General features: G+C 48.5%; 12 protein-coding genes. 3 read left to right on the plus strand and 9 right to left on the minus strand.

All coding sequences use genetic code 11. The features are described from left to right. Nucleotides 1–18 precede the first annotated feature (18 nt). The 3 genes from KFF03_RS12815 to KFF03_RS12825 all read left to right on the plus strand — a co-directional run bounded on the left by KFF03_RS12815 (nt 19) and on the right by KFF03_RS12825 (nt 8255). Nucleotides 19–1221: a hypothetical protein gene (locus tag KFF03_RS12815; RefSeq protein WP_255857317.1), complete on the plus strand. Its 1203-nt coding sequence runs from the start codon at nt 19–21 to the stop codon at nt 1219–1221. 10 nt (nt 1222–1231) lie between these two features. Then, entirely contained in the window at nt 1232–7138 is a 5907-nt protein-coding gene (locus tag KFF03_RS12820; protein WP_255857318.1) for an OmpA family protein, read from the plus strand. A 94-nt stretch (nt 7139–7232) separates the two neighbouring features. Continuing rightward, nucleotides 7233–8255, plus strand: a complete 1023-nt coding sequence (locus KFF03_RS12825; RefSeq protein WP_255857319.1) for a DUF2804 domain-containing protein — start codon at nt 7233–7235, stop codon at nt 8253–8255. 110 nt (nt 8256–8365) lie between these two features. On the opposite strand, the gene der is transcribed toward KFF03_RS12825, so the two are convergent. The 9 genes from der to KFF03_RS12870 form a co-directional block, all read right to left on the minus strand. Beyond that, nucleotides 8366–9892, minus strand: coding sequence for a ribosome biogenesis GTPase Der (gene der / locus KFF03_RS12830; protein ID WP_255857320.1), 1527 nt, complete (start codon nt 9890–9892; stop codon nt 8366–8368). A gap of 77 nt (nt 9893–9969) precedes the next feature. Next, a complete protein-coding gene (gene bamB, locus KFF03_RS12835; protein WP_255857321.1) occupies nt 9970–11241 on the minus strand; it encodes an outer membrane protein assembly factor BamB in 1272 nt (423 codons plus the stop codon). Nucleotides 11242–11246: 5 nt separating this feature from the next. Beyond that, nucleotides 11247–11921 carry a tetratricopeptide repeat protein gene (locus tag KFF03_RS12840; protein WP_255857322.1) on the minus strand — a complete coding sequence of 225 codons (675 nt, stop codon included), beginning with the start codon at nt 11919–11921 and terminating at the stop codon, nt 11247–11249. Between the two features lie 83 nt (nt 11922–12004). Beyond that, nucleotides 12005–13285, minus strand: coding sequence for a histidine--tRNA ligase (hisS, locus tag KFF03_RS12845; protein ID WP_255857323.1), 1281 nt, complete (start codon nt 13283–13285; stop codon nt 12005–12007). 37 nt (nt 13286–13322) lie between these two features. Beyond that, nucleotides 13323–14441 (minus strand): flavodoxin-dependent (E)-4-hydroxy-3-methylbut-2-enyl-diphosphate synthase, encoded by a 1119-nt coding sequence (gene ispG, locus KFF03_RS12850; RefSeq protein ID WP_255857324.1) that lies wholly within the window; start codon nt 14439–14441, stop codon nt 13323–13325. 6 nt (nt 14442–14447) lie between these two features. Further along, nucleotides 14448–15251, minus strand: a complete 804-nt coding sequence (locus KFF03_RS12855) for a tetratricopeptide repeat protein (RefSeq protein ID WP_255857325.1) — start codon at nt 15249–15251, stop codon at nt 14448–14450. Next, the gene (gene rlmN, locus KFF03_RS12860; protein ID WP_255857326.1) at nt 15251–16390 is read right to left on the minus strand and encodes a 23S rRNA (adenine(2503)-C(2))-methyltransferase RlmN; all 1140 of its coding nucleotides are present in this window, start codon (nt 16388–16390) and stop codon (nt 15251–15253) included. Before rlmN ends, KFF03_RS12855 begins: the two co-directional genes overlap by 1 nt. Nucleotides 16391–16528: 138 nt before the next feature. Further along, nucleotides 16529–16954: a nucleoside-diphosphate kinase gene (gene ndk / locus KFF03_RS12865; protein WP_255857327.1), complete on the minus strand. Its 426-nt coding sequence runs from the start codon at nt 16952–16954 to the stop codon at nt 16529–16531. A 190-nt stretch (nt 16955–17144) separates the two neighbouring features. After that, on the minus strand, nt 17145–18302 hold the full coding sequence (locus KFF03_RS12870) for an IscS subfamily cysteine desulfurase (RefSeq protein WP_255857328.1): 1158 nt from the start codon (nt 18300–18302) through the stop codon (nt 17145–17147). Nucleotides 18303–18312 lie beyond the last annotated feature (10 nt).

Here is an 18312-nt window from a genome sequence, read left to right on the forward strand (position 1 = left end):
TCCTAGGAGACAATAACGATGAAACTAAGAAGTATGGTCGCACCGGTAGTCTTCGGTGCATTTGGTCTTGCAGCAGGAGCCTATGCAGCTCCGGCAGATAACAACGCTACCGATGGTGGTCGTATTATCACCAATAATGCGACATTGGACTATAAGGTTAACGGCCAGGCCCAAACCTCGGTGGATGCCTTTGAGAATGTGTTGGTTGATGTAAAAGTTGACTTTGATTTAAGCCGCGTAAATGCCTCACTCAACCCATCAACAACACTGTTCGACCTGGACAACACCCCGTCAGTTGATGACGATAACTACTATTTAGTTGGTGTTATTGACCTTGCAAACACAGGTAACGCACCAACATTTTTCAGCTTGGCAGCAATTAATACTTCAACCGGTACCGACCTTGACGGCACAACGTCAAGTGGCCCGACCGATACCAAAGATGTTGCCACAGGTTTTGATATTTTTGTTGAATCCAGTGCATCACCGGATGGCCTGTCAAGTGCAGATAGTAAAAACCCGGCCTCTGTTGAAGTCGCTAAAGATGCAACCAAGCGCATTTATATTGTTGCGAAACAAGATCGTGTAGCGGGTGTTGATGGTGATGTCTTTGGTACACAACTGACTGTAGAAGCAACGGATGTGACACGTCAGGTTGCCAGCATCGCGGCTAACAATGTTATTACTTACACGACAAGCAAGGTAGCCGTACCAGCGAGTAGTAATGATTCTGTTGGTGATCTTGCATTTGTTTTTGCTGATACCGGTAACAATGCTGAAGAAATCATTGTTGATGGTATGGTTGCCAGCTTCCCTGACCTCAACAATGGCGGTAACGCCGGTGATGGTAATGGTAACTTCACTAAAACTGCGACCGTTATTTCTGATCCATTTAATGGCGTGTCCTCCGATGCTAAGGCAATCCCGGGCGCTGTTGTTGAATACGTAATCAAAGTCAGCAATACCGGTTCTTCAAATGCAACCGACGTTATCGTGCGTGACACTGTTCCTGCAGAAACCACTCTGGATACAGCCAGCGTTAAGGTATTAGTACCGGATTCATCAGATCCAACTAAGCCAGGTACAACAGCGGTAACAGGTGCTGATAGCAGCTCAACTACAGCGACTGAAGTAGTGGTTAATCTGGGTACTTTAAATGGCGGTGCAAACGCAGCCGATAAAGAAACCAACTTTATTGTTTACCGCGTAGAAATTAAGTAACCGATATCCCATGTTATTAACTGCCCCGTTCACCCGTATTCATAAGACCGTAGCGACATCGCTGCGGGCTTTTGCCTGCGCGTGCGCGGTGGCAGGTTCTGTTTCGGTATCGGCCATCACTCCGGTCAATACCGAAATCACCAATACCGTTCGGGCAACCTATAGCGTTTCCGGATTAGCGGGTGAAAAAACAGCTTCTGTTTCTCTGGTAACAGAAAATGTTAACCCCGGCCCCGTTGCACCATCAGCAGCAGAAATTGAAGTCAAACACTTTAATCCGGGAAATTCCGGTGGCACCCCCACCTCAGTTAATGGCAGTGCCTGTGCAACCAGTCCAGCTGCCGATACCTTTGTTGATCAAACCAGTTTTACCGAATTAATTGGCACCCAGCATAATTTGCCGGGTAATTATGCACTGGCCAACACCCAGTTTGGTTTTAAAGTTGGCGAGCCTCTGTTTATCCAGGTGACAGAAGCCGATAAAAACCTGAACCCGGTACGTCGTGATGAAGTCACCGTTACCGTCAGTAATACCAAAGGCAATGATCAGGAAACCATTCGTTTGGTTGAAACCGGCGATAGCACCGGCGTATTTGTTGGTGTGTTACAAACCCGTTTAACCAACCCGGTTAGCTATGATTGTGCATTAACGCTTGATCGTAATGATCGCCTGGAAGTGAGTTATGTCGATATTAATGACAATACTGATACTGCTTCAACGCAGGCTCGCTTCGACCCATTCAGCCGTATTTTTAATTCACAGACCGGCGAAGCGATTGATGGCGTTAAAGTCACACTGATTGATACCACCACCGGACAACCGGCTCAGCTAAAAGTGTTGGATGATGATGGCAGTAGCTGTTATCAAAATGCCTTTGTCAGTGGCCAGGGACCGGTTGATGCCATTGAAGGAGAGCCTTCATGTCCGAGAACACTATCGGCGGCATCTTTTAGTGCTTTTGCCGAGAATACTCAGGTACCCGCCGGAGCGTTCCGCTTCCCTTACGTTAAGCCAGGCAATTACCAGTTGCAATTTGAAGCGGCTGAAGAACTGCGGGTTCCTTCTAACCTGAGTGACGACAAGCTGGCCGCCATCAGATCACAAGATGATAACCCTTTCCGGGTCACCAAAATTTCCCGGGGTGAACCTTTCACCGTCGAACAAAATGTATTTATTGCGGATATCCCGGTGGATATTCGTAAAGGTGGTGCATTGGTTACTAAACGTGCCAGTAAAAATGAAGTAGGCCTGGGCGACTTTATGCAATACACCATTACGGTGATTAACAGCGAAGTCGAAATATCAGATGCATTACTTACCGACCAACTGCCAGCCGGTTTGCGTTATCAGGCAGGGTCTGCCCGGTTAAACGATCAAAAACTGGCTGACCCAACGATTGAGAGTGATGGTACGTTATTAAATTTTGCTTTGGGGAATATCGCTGAGGAAGATACAGCAACACTGACGTATGTTGTTCAGGTGACGACTCAGGCGAAAAACGAACTGGTCAACACCGCCTGGTTAACCGACGATAAAATCACCAGTAATGTGGCGAAGTCGACCGTATTGGTTCGTGATGATTTCTTTAAAGATACAGCACGACTATTTGGTCGTGTTTATCTGGACGACTGTCAGGGTAATTTAGATGCCGAAGCCGTACCGAATGTACGACTGTATATGGAAGATGGCACCTATGTGGTGACAGATGATTCCGGTGAATGGCACATTGAAGATGTTCGCCCGGGTACTCACGTAGTTCAGTTAGATACCGCAACCATTCCACCGTATATGGAAGTGGTTGCCTGTGATGAACAAGGCTTCCATGCCGGGCGTTCATACTCCCAATTTGTCGATGTGCAGCCGGGCTCTTTCTGGCGTGTCGATTTTGCATTAAAAGTTAAAGAACCGAAAAAAGGTGAAGTTCGTCAGCGCCTGTCACAACAATTATTGCCAATGGCAGCCTTACCTAACGGGCAACTGCCTTACAACTCGCCGATCAATGAAAAAATCCAATACACACTGGATATTGATGGGACGGGCCTGGAAGTTTTCAACCTGAGTGAAATGATTGCGTTACCAGAAGGCGTGATTTATGAACCCGGCAGTACCACTCTGGATAATATTCCCTGGGAAGATCCAAACATCCGTTATGGCACATTAATCTATAACCTCGGTGACAAACCGGCCGACTGGCAGCATCAATTAAGCTTCACAGCGGTGATCAGTGATAAAGCCAAAAGTGGTTCATTAGAAGCAAGAGCGGTGGCACGTTTTAACGTTAAAAATAAATCCGCTCAGCAGATCAAACCGGTATCCACCACGGCACAACTGCAGTTATTGCCCGAAGGCGGCATTATTAAGCCAATTAAGCCTCCTAAGTTTGCCAACTTTTCTGCGCAATTAACGGATCAGGATAAGGTCAATCTGAAATCTGTGGTTAATCGCCTCAATGGTTTACGTAATCTGAAAGTTGAGGTGGTCGGTCATACGGATAGCACACCAATTGCTCGTCGTAACCGCCATATTTATGCCGACAACCAGCAATTATCAGAAGCGCGTGCTCAATCGGTTGCGACATATGTTGCAGAGCAATTGGGCATTCAACAACAGCAGGTTATTTTCAGTGGTAAAGGCGCAACCCAGCCGGTTGCTTCAAATGCATCCCGTCAGGGTCGTGCATTAAACCGTCGTGTCGAAGTTAAAATTCTTTCCGGTGAACCGGATATCCAATTAAACGCTGGCACACCTGAGTTCCAGATCGCTGCCATTGAAGCTGATATCGCCGGATTCCTCAGCGAGTTACCGGCAACGGCATCCGGTAACCCGGCTGCGCTACCTATTGAACCGCTGATTCCTGAATTTGATGATGAGTGGTTTAAAACCGCCGCTGACGAACCACAATGGTTGTGGCCGCCATTGGATCGCAGCCCAACCATTGGCTCGGTGAAAATTGCTATTTCACATGAAAAAAATCATCGGGTTAAATTGCTGTTAAATGATAAGCCCGTAAGTGCGCTTAATTTTGATGGCAATGTGAAAGGCAATCAGCGAGATCTGTCTGTCAGCCTGTGGCGTGGTGTGGATATTGAACCGGGTGCGAACCACTTTAATGTGTTCATCATTGATGAACAGGGTGACATCGTCAGTGAATTTAAACGCACGGTACAGTATTCCCAGGAACCGGCAAAAGCAGAACTCGTTGAAGAACTGAGCAATGCGGTTGCAGATGGTCTGACGCCACCGACCATTGCGGTGAAATTAACGGATAAAGAAGGCTTCCCGATCCGTACCGATGTCCAGGGTGATATCGAAGTATTGGCACCTTATCAGTTATACGATGAATCCTTAGGCATTGAAGCTAACCCGCTGGGGCCAATTGGTGCGACCCGCTATCGCGTTGGTGCCGATGGTGTGGCCATGATTCAGCTGGCACCAACCAGTGTATCCGGTGAAGCCGTATTACGCTTCCGTCATAACAATGGTCAGGAAGATGAACTGCGCATCTGGCTGAAAGCACCTCAACGTGAATGGATTCTGGTCGGTTTAGGTGATTTAACCGTTGGCTACAACGCCAGTGGTGGTAACGACGCTGGCCTGGATTCCGCTGACGTTGATGACAAGATTTACCATGATGGCCGTTTAGCTTTCTTCGCTCAGGGCCAGATTTATGGCGAATGGTTAATGACGGCCGCTTATGACTCCGGTAAACCCGAAGCAGAAGCCTTTGCTCGTACCATTGAACCAAACCGTTATTACACCCTGTACGGTGATGCCAGTCAGCAACGCCTGGATGCCAGCTCGGCGAAAAAACTGTATGTGAAAATTGAGCGTGGTCGTTTTTATACGGTATTCGGTGATATTAATACTGAATTAACCGTCACCGAACTGGCCCGCTACAGCCGTCAGATGACGGGTATTCAGAGTGCCTATCAGGGTGAAAAAACCGAGTTTTCTGCCTTTGTTGCCGAAACCGATAATGGCTTTGCCCGTGATGAAATTCAGGGTGATGGCACTTCAGGCTTGTACCGTTTATCGAACCGCCTGATCGTGATCAACAGCGAAAAAATTCAGCTCGAAGTACGTGACCGCTTCCGCAGTGAAATTATTATTTCTCACCGTGAGTTACAACGCGATACCGACTATGTAATCGATTATCAGGACGGTACGATTTATTTCAAAGAGCCGATTCTCAGTACCGATGACAGCTTTAACCCGCAATTCATTATCGCGGAATACGATGTCGATACCGGCGGAGAACTGGGCCATGTAGCCGGTGGCCGGGTCGGTGTTAAGCTGCTGGATGATAATCTGAAAGCCGGTGTTACAGCGGTTGTACAAAACCAGGCCGGTGATGACCGCGAATTACAGGGAACAGACTTCACCTGGAAAAATGAAAACACGGAAATCACCGCCGAAATTGCCCGCAGTGAAAAAATCGTTGAAGGTAATAATGAAGAAGGCAAAGCGCATTTATTAGAAATTACCCAGCGTACTGATACGATCGAAGCCAAAGCGTATATTCGTCGTCAGGAAGAACATTTTGGTATCGACCAAACCTCTGCCGGTGAAACTGATCAACGCAAGACCGGTGTTGAAGGCACCTGGTATATGTCAGATAAAAACCGACTGACATTAGAAAGCTTCCATCATTACCGCCTGAGTAACGGCGATGATCGTTATCAGACCCAATTAGACTGGGTTCACCGCCTTAACAGCGATCAACAGTTCTCATTAGGTGCATTAACTTCATCAGAAGAAAATGAAGGTGAAAACCTCTACAGCGACCAGTTAACGGCTGGCTTCAGTAACCGCTTTATGAATGATCGCCTGACATTAAATGCACAACTGCTGGCACGTATTTCCAAACGCAGTGACGCCGCAGACCAATTACGTTTAGGTGCCGATTACCGCATTAACAATGATTACAGTATCTTCGCTGAGCACGAGTTTGGTTTTGAAAAAGATGCACCACAACGCACAGTCATGGGCATGCGTGCAACACCGTGGGCCGGTGGTAAAGTGCAGCAGTCGATAGAACAAGTTGAGCAAGACGATGCGTATCGTTTATTCAGCGTATCGGGCCTGAGCCAGGACTTTAATATCACTGATGAATGGAGCATCAGTGCCGGTTTCGATCAGGCCAAAAACCTCGAAAGCAATGCTCCAACCGAAGTGGGCCAGAACAGCGAAGATTTTTACGCTGTATACGGTGGCACGGCTTACCGTACCGAAAAATGGCAGTGGAATAATCGGGTAGAATACCGCGACGGTACTGATAACGATAAATGGGTATTACGTTCCAGTGTGTATCACCCACTCAGCGAAGCGCTGGCAACCGGTGGTAGTCTGGATTATTTCACCGAAGACAATCGTGAATCCTACAGTAATCAGCTGGATGCACGTTTTGATCTGGCTATTCGCCCACGCAAAGACCCTTACGCCTTGTTACTGCAGACGCGTTGGATACAAGAAGCCGATGGCGGTACCGGCACTCCAACCCGCAGTCGTCGCTTGATCAATAACGTTCATGGCAACTGGCTGATCACTAAGCAGGATCAGTTAGCCGCGCAATATGGCATCAAGCGCGTACTCGATCAGTACAACAGCGAAGACTACAACTCCACCATCGACTTTATGGCAGCGGAATGGCGTCATCACATTAACAGCACCTGGGATGTAGGCGCTCACGCTCGCCGCCTTCACGGTTATGACTCCGATCAGACCGAGCAAGGCTACGGACTTTCAGTTGGCTGGATTCCAAAAACCAACGTCTGGTTAGGTGTTGGTTATAACTTCGCTGGTTTTGTTGATGATGACTTCTCTTCAGCCAATTACACCGCTCAGGGCATGTATCTGAAAATGCGCTTCAAAGCAGACCAGGATACACTGGCCGCTTTGCGAACCGCGTTCCAGTAACCACTTTATCCTTTCCGTGATTGACCATTGTCTGGTAGCAACAGACAATGGCAACAAATAACAACAATCTCACTCATGGATTCAGGACTTCTTTATGGCCGCTAAACCCTTGCTGATTAATGCCAGCGGGCAACCCAGTTATGGTGTGTTTCCCGATAGCATTGAACAAATTAATTACATGGACTTTGACCTGCGCACGCCGATGGATCGCAAGTTAAGCAATTTATCCAAACGATTTAAATTTAATCAGTTTCAGTTTATTGGCCTGATCAGCCCTGAGCTGATTGTTGGCATCGCCATTGTTGACCTGAAAATTGCGAGCAATTGTTTTATCTATTTGTATGAGCCGGATACGCAGCAGTTTGAAGAGTTCTCCTTTATTCAGCCGTTGGCACTCAATACCCGCATTGAACCCTTCCCGAACGACGGAGAGGCCACCTTTCGCAAAGGTGATAACCGCGTTTCATTTAAAGCAACAGCCCGTCCAGGCGTCAGGAAGGTCAGTGTATCGTTAACCAGCGGCTTAACCATTGACGCAACCATTGATGAAAGCACGTCATATAACCCATTGGCGGTTTGTAGCCGGGCCGGATATCAGGGCTGGGTTTTCACCCAAAAAAGTAATGCGTTGGTCTGTAACGGCCAGGTGAGCTGGAAAAATAAAACGTACGACCTTGAGCGTATTAAAGCGCTGGCTTCTGTCGATTGGAGCTGCGGTTTTATGCGTCGCGAAACCTTCTGGAACTGGGGCAGTTTATCCTGCACCTTACCCGACGGCAGGCGCTTAGGGTTCAATCTCGCCGCCGGTGTGAATGAAACCGGCACCAGTGAAAATGCCTTATGGCTGGATGGTAAACTCATCAAAGTCGACATGGTCGACTTCCAGTTTGATCGCTATCAACCGAAACATGCCTGGGCCATGCGCTCTAACGATGGCATTATTCAGCTGCACTTTGAGCCTAAAGGGCAACGCAAAGAAAAAATGAATGCCTTGGTTGCTGCATCTAATTTCACTCAGCATTTTGGCCAGTATTACGGTGAAATACACCTACCCAATGAAGTCATCACACTGGATGGCGAATGGGGATTCAGCGAAGATCATTATGCTAAGTGGTAATATTTTTTGAGCCTTCTTAAAACAAAAAAAGCTGGCATCGAATACCGATGTCAGCTTTTTTATTGCCCGCACACAAACTTTAAATCGTGCGATGTATTCTGAAGACGCGATTAACGCCCGGATTTTTTACGCTGCTTACGCATTTTATCGTGTTTAGCCTTACGAATAGACGCCGTTTTAACCACAGAGTCCCGACGGCGCTTACTGCGGTGCTGCACTTCTTTTTCTTTATCCGAGAATGGGTTAGAACCCTGACGGAATTCAAAACGAATAGGAGTACCACGAATATCCAGCACCCGACGGAAGGTATTGGCCAGATAGCGCTTATAATCTTCCGGTAAGTCTTCCACCATATTGCCATGCACAATAATACGCGGTGGGTTTGAGCCACCCTGGTGAGCGTAACGTAATTTAGGACGACGGCTGCGGATCATAGGTGGTTGATGGCTGGAGACGGCATCTTCCATAATCCGGGTCAGCATATTGGTTTGCCATTTGGCCATGGCCGAACGATACGCCTGATCTACCGAGTCGTATAAATGACCCACACCGGTGCCATGTAATGCTGAAATAAAGTGCATTTCAGCAAACGTTAAGAAGTCAAAACGGCGGTCAATTTCGTCTTTAACCCGCTGTTTGTCATAAGCATCCATACCATCCCATTTATTGATGGCAATCACCAGCGCACGACCTGAGTTTAAAACAAAGCTCAGCATATGCAGGTCTTGTTCAACAATGCCGTCACGTGCATCCAGTACCAGAATACACACGTGGCAGTCCTGAATGGCCTGCAGGGTTTTAATAATCGAGAATTTTTCAGCCGCTTCGTGAATATTTTTACGACGACGAACACCCGCCGTATCAATCAGGGTGTAATCCTGGCCGTGACGCTCGTAAGGAATATAAACGCTGTCTCGGGTGGTACCAGCCTGATCGTATACCACCACCCGCTCTTCACCTAAGAAGCGATTCACCAGTGTTGATTTGCCCACATTCGGGCGACCAACAACCGCAATTTTAACGCCTTTAACATTTAACGCTTCGTACTGAACTTCCTGTTCTTTTTCGTCTTCCTCTTCTTCGTAAATGTATTCCAATTCACGATTCTGAGCCGCAGCCAATTCCGCTGCCTTTTTCTCTTTTTCTTCCGGCAGCTCATCCAGTACATAATCAATTAATGCACTGATGCCACGGTTATGCGCTGCAGCAATGGCCAACGGCTCGCCCATGGCTAATTCATAGAATTCACCCAGAACCAGATCCGGGTTACGGCCATCGATTTTGTTAACAACCAGATACGCTTCTTTGTTATTACGGCGCAGATATTCAGAAATCATACGGTCACCGGCGGTAATACCGGCGTTGGCATCGACCATAAAGAAAACGATGTCCGCTTCCTGCATGGCCTGAAAACTCTGGCTCGCCATCGCTTCATCGATGCCTTCTTCCTGACCACTGATACCACCGGTATCGATGACAATAAAGGGACGATCACCCACTTTACCTTCGCCATATTTACGGTCACGGGTCAGGCCTGCAATTTCAGCCACCAGGGCATCGCGGGTTTTGGTCAAACGATTAAATAACGTTGATTTTCCTACATTCGGTCGGCCAACCAGCGCAATTACAGGAACCATAAATTAACTGCCTTTAAAAAAACAAATGGGCCGACTCCTTTGGAGTCAGCCCGAAAAAACACATAACCAGCGATTGCTTACTGAGAATCGTCACCGGTTTTTTCGAGAGTTACCAGCGCCAGATCACCCGCATTGGTATAAACCAAAACGCCTTCACGGGTATTCACCATATGACTGCGGATACCAAAATCACGGCCACGCAACAAACGCCAGTTGGTCATTTCAGACTGATTCGGGTAACTGATATGAAGCGGCTTTGGTCGCATTAATAAACGCCCTACCAGCTCACCATCAACCTGACGCAATGCATGCAGGTAACCTTCGTTATCAGCCACCAACAGATGGTTGCCAACCGCCACAACCTTACCCAGGTTGCGTTGTGACAGAGCCGTTTGTAACCACTGCACCGCACCATTACGCTGGTCGTAAGCCTGAACGCTGGAGTCATCCAATGTCAGATAAATATTACCTAACGCCAGTACCGGGCTGGTATAAGAAGAACCCTCTTCTTCCCATTCAGTTTCACCCTGAAGACTGATCGAGGCCAACTTGCCATGGTAACTGGAAGCATAAATGCGACCATCTTCCCAGACCGGAGTCCCATCGATATCCACTAATCGTTCCAGCTCAGAACGGCCATCCGGCGTTGCCAGGCGTTTATCCCAACGAGGAATGCCCAGCACTTTATCCAGAGCCACCACTTTGCCGGTCGCAAAACCGGTAATCACCAGATTATCGAGCACCAAAGGAGAGCTGGTACCACGCACAGTTAACACTGGCATGGCGTTTTCGTAAGACCAGGCCTGACGGCCATCCGTACGCTCAAAGGCACTGACGCGACCATCAATGGTGTGAACAAAAACCCGGCCAGCGTCATAACCCACCGGAGCAATGGATTCACTGCTTAACACCGCCTGCCAGATGGATTCACCATCCGCCGCGGATAAACAATGCAATAAACCATCTTTGGTCACCACAAACAGCTGTTCACCGGCTAATGTCACACCCGAAATAATCGGCTGATCCAGGGTCACTTTCCAATTCTGCGAACCGTCTTCCAGATCCAGTGAATACACATCACCCGATGCATCAGCGGCATAAACATCACCATCTTGCTCGGCGAGGTACAAACGATTAAATACAGAACCCGGGCCTTTACCCAGCGTTTGTCGCCAGCGAACATCCAGCTCGACCTGCTCAGTGAATTCAGGTAATTCTGCCGCCTCTTCTTCCTGCTCTTTTTCTTTAGCAGGGGTCGAGGAGCAAGCAGAGAGCAATACACTCAGTGCCATCGCCGGGATACATTTCATCAGCAGCGATGGCGTAGTTTCAAGCCAGGACAAACGCACGGGAATTAAGACTCCTCTGCCACCAGCTCGGTGCTGGTTAAGCTATCAATTTTACGCTGTAACAGTTGGGTATTCATGCCCGCCTGTTGTGCAGCTGCCTGAGCTTCAACATACGCTTCACGCGCTGCAGCATTATCACCTTTACGGAATAACGCATCACCTTTCACTTCTGCAAACTGTGCCGCATAAGAAGCATCAGGCTGTGCCGGAATTAATGCCAGCGCCTCATCAGACTTATCCAGTTGAACCAGAATTTTGGCTAAACGAACCGTCGCAGTCAGTTTTACCGGGCCATCTTCTGCAGCCGTAATCACCGCATTTAATTCGTTAACAGCGCTATCAAAGTCACCGTTATCCGCAGCAAAACGTGCCAGGAATAAACCACCAAACTGGCTGTACACGGTGCTGTCGTATTCGTTTTTCAGCTGCTCTGCCAGGTCAATCATTTCAGCTTTCAGTGCATCCGTCTGACTCGCAGCTGGCTGTGCCGCCTTTTCAACCAATTGAGCATAAACCGCTGAAGCCGCTTCGCCCGTTGCACGTACATTATCCTGATAAGTGTTCCAGCCGAACCAACCACCGGCGACAACAACGATCGACAGAACCAGGCTGGTGCCATTTTCAGACCACCATTTTTTTAACGCTTCGACCTGTTCTTCTTCCGTTTTAAATTCGTTCATTCCCAATCCTCTACACTAACTGCTTGTCAGCTGTTGTTATTAAAAGTGCTATTAAAACGTGTTATTGAAACTGTTTTTAAAAATTAATTAATTTGTTGTGCAATCCAGCCTGCAACGTCTGCTTGCGGCATGGTTTGCTGGTCCAGCTCACCGGATAAATCTTTGACCGTTGCCTGCTGTTCGGCGATTTCACTTTCGCCCAACAAGATGGCAAAACGAGCACCGCTTTTATCGGCTTTTTTCATCTGGCTCTTAAAGCTGCCACCACCACAATGAGTCTGAATACGTAACCAGTCGTGTTCATTACGAATCTGATCCGATAACAACAATGCAGCTTGGTCAGCACCTTCGCCTAATGCGCAAACATAAACATCAAGGATATTCAGTACCGCTTGTGGAATCAGCTCCAGAGTCTCAAGCATCAGAATCAGACGTTCAACACCCATAGCAAAACCAACCGCTGGTGTTGGCTTACCACCCAGTTGTTCAACCAGGCCATCATAACGGCCACCGGCACAAACCGTACCCTGAGCACCCAGCTTATCCGTTACCCATTCGAATACGGTTTTGCAGTAATAGTCCAATCCACGCACCAGACGCTGATTGATCTCATACTTCACACCCGCGGCATCCAGTACACTGCGTAATTTGGCAAAGTGCTCACGACTTTCGTCATCGAGGTGATCGTGCAGCTGAGGTGCATCCACTAATAATGCCTGAGTTTGCTCATTCTTACTGTCAAGAATACGCAGCGGGTTGGAATCCAGACGGCGCAAGCTGTCTTCATCCAACTGATCTTTGCGCTCAGACAAATACGCGACCAATGCGTCTTTGTACTCAGCTCGGGCTTCGTTGCTACCCAGTGTGTTCAGCTGCAGAGTAACGGCATCCTGCAAGCCCAGCATTTTCCACAAACGTGCCGTCAGCAGAATGACTTCTGCATCAATATCGGCGGACGCAATGCCAAAGGTTTCCACACCAATCTGGTGGAACTGACGATAACGGCCTTTTTGCGGACGCTCATGACGGAACATCGGGCCGGTGTACCACAAACGCTGGGTCTGGTTGTATAACAAGCCGTGTTCTTCACAGGCACGGACACAGCTGGCGGTGCCTTCCGGGCGAAGCGTCAGGCTGTCGCCGTTACGGTCGTCAAAGGTGTACATTTCTTTTTCGACGATGTCGGTCACTTCGCCAATTGAGCGTTTAAACAAATTGGTTTGCTCAACAATCGGCATACGGATTTCACCATAGCCGTAGGATGCCAACAGCTCTTTTACCGTGCCTTCGAGGTACTGCCAAACTGGTGTTTCATTCGGCTTGATGTCGTTCATGCCACGAATGGCCTGAATTTTTTTGCTCATGTTATCTATCTACACTGTGTCTTTTACAAACGCCCTGTCAGGCATCGGTGGCAATTAATTCTTCGCGCTGTTTTTCCAGCTCGGTGGCACGTTCGCGAATTAAACGTTCTAAATCATCCACCAGATTATCGTTGCCGATTTTTTCCTGCGGTTTGCCGTCAATATAAACCAGGTTCGGCTGACCACCGGCCAGACCTACGTCGGTTTCTTTGGCTTCACCCGGGCCATTCACCACACAACCAATCACCGACACATCCATCGATGTACGGATATCTTCGGTGCGCATTTCCAGCTCGTTCATGGTTTTAATTACATCAAAGTTCTGGCGCGAGCAGCTTGGGCAGGCAATAAAATTAATACCGCGGGAACGCAGCTTGAGGGATTTCAGCATATCCCAGCCAACTTTCACTTCTTCTACCGGGTCGGCAGCCAGAGATACACGAATGGTGTCACCAATGCCGTCCCACAATAACAGCCCCAGGCCAATCGACGATTTGACCGTACCACCACGTAAGCCACCGGCTTCAGTGATGCCTAAATGCAGAGGCTGGTCAATTTGTTCAGAAATCTTACGATACGCAGCCACCGTCATAAAGATATCCGACGCTTTCAGGCTCAGTTTGTAATCTTGGAAGTCCAGACGATCAAGAATGTCTATATGACGCATGGCAGACTCTACCAGCGCATCTGGTGTTGGTTCACCGTATTTTTTCTGCAGGTCTTTTTCCAGAGAGCCAGCATTCACCCCGATACGAATCGGAATATTTCGTTCACGCGCGGCATCAACAACCGCACGAACCCGGTCTTCACGACCAATATTACCCGGATTAATACGCAGGCAATCGACACCCAGTTCTGCCACACGCAACGCAATGCGGTAATCAAAATGAATATCGGAGACCAATGGAACATTCACTTGTTTGCGGATTTCACCAAACGCTTCAGCCGCTTCCATAGTTGGAACAGAAACCCGAACGATATCGGCACCAGCATCCTGTGCTCGCAGAATCTGCGCAACCGTGGCATCAATATCGGTTGTTTCTGTGTTGGTCATGGTCTGAATCGCAATTGGCGCACCGCCACCTATCGGCACATCGCCCACCATGATCTGGCGGGTTTTACGTCGTTTGATTGGATTCTCAAATAATGCGCTCATGGATTATTAACCTGCTCCAGCGTCTTTTAAAGACTGCTGATATTCTTTGTATTCCTGTGACTCCGGGTACAGCTGTTTCAGCTGAGTCGCCAGTTCAATCGTACGTTTGGTATTCTGGCCGATTGTGGCCAGTTTAATACCCAGCCATAAACTGTGTGCCGAATAACCGGCCTGGCCACGTTTTACCACGCGGTCAAAACGATCAAAATATTTACCCGATTCGGAATAATCCTGCGCTTCAAACAGCAATGTGGAGATATTCACTAATGAATCGACGTTGTAAGGCGAGATACGCAATGCTTCACGGTAAGTTGTTATCGCTTTTTCAGACTGTCCGGCACGGAAATAACTCAGCGCCAGGTCATTGTAGGCTGACGCACGATTATCGTAATAACGATCCTGAGCCGCGACAGACAAATATTCTTCAGCTTCGTCGTAACGTTTTAGTTGGGAATACAGGCGGCCAACATGATGCTTCGCCAGAGAAAAGTCACCATCCAGTGAAATGGCTTTCAGAAATGACTCTTCGGCTAAATCGAGTTCGCCTTCACTTTGCCATAACAATCCCATGGCATCGTTCGCCGGTGCGTAGTTTTCATTAATACTCAACGCCTTACGCAAGCGCTGACGAGCCAGGTCATTACGACCTTTCTGCATATAACCCAGACCCAGCTGAGTGTAATTATCGACAGCCTTTTCCGGTGAGGCTTTTTTGTTAAACGGCGATTCGACAACCGTCACACATGCGGCCAGAGATAACACCAACATGGCTAACAGTGACCGTAAAATCACACGGCTTCCTTTCATCATTAACGACCTGCTTCTGTGGGTTGTTGAGAGTCATCCAGTTGTACCGCATTAATGTATTTTGCGCTACGACGAGTCCGGTCTTCTACGCGCCCGACCAACTGACCACAGGCGGCATCAATATCATCGCCACGAGTAGAGCGAATGGTCACAATATGACCAGCGTTAATCAGATGATCACGGAAACGGTAGGTGCGGTTGTTACTCGGGCGTTTATAGCCTGAATTCGGGAATGGGTTAAACGGAATCAGGTTAATTTTGCACGGCACCTGCTTCATTAGCTCAGCCAGCTGCTGGGCGTGTTCCAGTTCATCGTTAACCCCATCAATCAAGGTGTATTCGATGGTTGCTTTACGACGATCCGGCAGTTTATCGAGATAACGATTAACCGAGGCGATCAGTTCTTTGATTGGATATTTTTTATTCAGAGGTACCAGCTGGTTACGCAATTCATCGTTCGGGGCGTGCAGCGAAATAGCCAGCGACACATCGGTAATTTCACCCAAACGATCAATTTGTGGCACCACACCCGAGGTACTCAAGGTCACCCGGCGTTTTGACAAGCCATAAGCGTTGTCTTCCATCATCAATGCCATGGCATCAACAACGTTATCAAAATTCAGCAGGGGTTCACCCATGCCCATCATCACCACATTGGTGATTTTGCGTTCGCGGCGTTCGCCTGGCTCATGAAATGCCATGGCCGCGACATACACCTGTCCAATAATTTCAGCCGCACTCAGATCCCGGTTAAAACCCTGCTTACCGGTTGAGCAGAAAGAACAATCCAACGAGCAACCAATCTGAGAGCTGACACACAAGGTGCCACGTTCTTTTTCCGGGATATAAACCGTTTCTACCGAACTGCCACCTTCCATCTTCATCACCCATTTACGGGTGCCGTCTTTGGAAGTCTGATCGTAGGTCACTTCGGGCAGTTTGATTTCACTGACCTCGGCCAGTTTGGCACGCAGACCTTTGCTCATATTGGTCATTTTGCCGAAATCGGCTTCGCCATACTGATGAATCCACTTCAACATCTGCTGGGCACGGAACTTCTTTTCGCCCAGTTCGGCAAAAAAGGCTTCCATTTTGGTGGGAGATAAACCTAACAGGTTAATTTTTTCAGCAGTTTCAGACATCGGGTTGAGTACCTGGATTAAGCGTGTGAATCAGATGCATCCTGGCGGGATCACAAAGAGCCTGAATATCCGGCTCTTTGTGTTTCTGGGGCCTTCAGGTTTTAAACCCAAGCCCCAGCACGAATTCTCTGGTGAGAATTAACGTGGGCAGATTTCTTCTGCAGCGAAGAAGTAAGCGATTTCGCGAGCAGCAGACTCAGCAGAGTCAGAACCGTGTACCGCGTTAGCATCGATGCTTTGAGCGAAATCAGCACGGATAGTGCCAGCGTCAGCTTCTTGTGGGTTAGTTGCGCCCATCAGCTCACGGTTTTTAGCGATTGCGCCTTCACCTTCCAGAACCTGAACCACAACCGGGCCAGAAGTCATGAAACCAACCAGATCTTTGAAGAAAGGACGCTCAGCGTGCTCAGCGTAGAAACCGCCCGCTTTTTCGTCGTCCAGTTGCAGCATCTTAGCAGCAACGATTTGCAGACCTGCTTTTTCGAAGCGTGCCAGGATTTCACCAATAACGTTTTTGCCAACTGCATCTGGTTTAACGATAGAAAGAGTACGTTCTACAGCCATTTTAAGCTCCCATTAGAATCGATTTAAGTTTAAGAATACGATTGGAAAGCACACAAAACCGGCTCTCCAAATAAAACCCGCGGATTATACGCAGCTTTTTGTGAAAGTTGTACGCGAATTCCGTGCTTTGCACGTAAATTTGTGTGGGCAATTGCCAACTGCGATCATTCACGGCGGCAAGCCACAAATATCAGACACGCAATAAGCTTAAAACCCGCCCTACTTCAGTAATGGTCGCGTCAATTTCTTCACGGGTGGTAAAACGCCCGACGGAGAAACGCAGCCCGGCATGAGCCAGCTCATCGCTACGGCCAATCGCTTTTAGCACATAAGACGGCTCAACACTGGCCGAGGTACAGGCTGAACCAGAAGAGACGGCCACTTTCGCTAAGGACGCCAACAGAATTTCACCGTCAACGCCGTCAAAGCTGACGTTCAGGTGACCTGCACTGCGCTGCTCTTCATGGCCGTTGAGATAAACGCCGCCGAATGACTCAAGTCCTTGCCATAAGGCATCACGTAACTGGCGGATACGCTCAATTTCATCCGCCATTTCCTGCTGCGCCAGCACGGCAGCTTCGCCCAACCCCACCAGCTGATGAGTCGCCAGCGTACCGGAGCGCATGCCGCGTTCATGCCCACCACCGTGTATTTGAGCCGCAATTTTCACCTGCGGCTCACGACGAACATATAAAGCACCAATGCCTTTTGGGCCGTACATTTTGTGCGCCGATACCGACAGCAAATCCACCTGCCACTGATTCACATCAATCGCCATTTTGCCAACCGCCTGGGCAGCATCCACGTGCAATAACACGTCGGTTCCTTTCAGAACAGAAGCAATAGCCGGAATATCCGTTAGTGTTCCCAGTTCATTATTCACGGCCATCAGAGAGACTAAACAGGTTTCCGGCGTTAACGCTGCCGCAACCTGATCAGGGCTGATCAGACCATCGGCATCCGGGGTCAGATAATCCACCTCAACGCCCTGGCTTTCGAGATAGGCGCAAGTATCCAGAATGGCTTTGTGTTCAATCGCAGAGGTAACAATGTGCAATGCCTGCTGAGGGTTTTTCTGGCGAAGGTGTTCAACCACTCCTTTTAATGCCAGGTTATTGCTTTCGGTTGCCCCGGAAGTCCAGACAATTTCGCGCGGATCAGCACACAGCAGATCGGCCAGCTGTCGGCGTGCCTGCTCAACCGCCTGCTCCGCCTTCCAGCCAAACTTATGGGAACGAGACGCCGGGTTAGCAAAGTTGCCTTCCTGTGTCAGACACTGTGCCATAAGCTCGGCAACTCTGGGGTCAACCGGCGTGGTGGCGGCATAATCAAGATAAATAGGATTCATGAAAAAGATA

Source organism: Bacterioplanoides sp. SCSIO 12839 (genome assembly GCF_024397975.1).
Lineage (GTDB): Bacteria > Pseudomonadota > Gammaproteobacteria > Pseudomonadales > Oceanobacteraceae > Bacterioplanoides.

Coding starts and splice junctions, on each gene's coding strand:
- KFF03_RS12815 (WP_255857317.1), top strand. CDS start 19: ATGAAACTAAGAAGTATGGTCGCACCGGTAGTCTTCGGTGCATTTGGT.
- KFF03_RS12820 (WP_255857318.1), top strand. CDS start 1,232: ATGTTATTAACTGCCCCGTTCACCCGTATTCATAAGACCGTAGCGACA.
- KFF03_RS12825 (WP_255857319.1), top strand. CDS start 7,233: ATGGCCGCTAAACCCTTGCTGATTAATGCCAGCGGGCAACCCAGTTAT.
- der (WP_255857320.1), bottom strand. CDS start 9,892: ATGGTTCCTGTAATTGCGCTGGTTGGCCGACCGAATGTAGGAAAATCA.
- KFF03_RS12840 (WP_255857322.1), bottom strand. CDS start 11,921: ATGAACGAATTTAAAACGGAAGAAGAACAGGTCGAAGCGTTAAAAAAA.
- hisS (WP_255857323.1), bottom strand. CDS start 13,285: ATGAGCAAAAAAATTCAGGCCATTCGTGGCATGAACGACATCAAGCCG.
- ispG (WP_255857324.1), bottom strand. CDS start 14,441: ATGAGCGCATTATTTGAGAATCCAATCAAACGACGTAAAACCCGCCAG.
- KFF03_RS12855 (WP_255857325.1), bottom strand. CDS start 15,251: ATGATGAAAGGAAGCCGTGTGATTTTACGGTCACTGTTAGCCATGTTG.
- rlmN (WP_255857326.1), bottom strand. CDS start 16,390: ATGTCTGAAACTGCTGAAAAAATTAACCTGTTAGGTTTATCTCCCACC.
- ndk (WP_255857327.1), bottom strand. CDS start 16,954: ATGGCTGTAGAACGTACTCTTTCTATCGTTAAACCAGATGCAGTTGGC.
- KFF03_RS12870 (WP_255857328.1), bottom strand. CDS start 18,302: ATGAATCCTATTTATCTTGATTATGCCGCCACCACGCCGGTTGACCCC.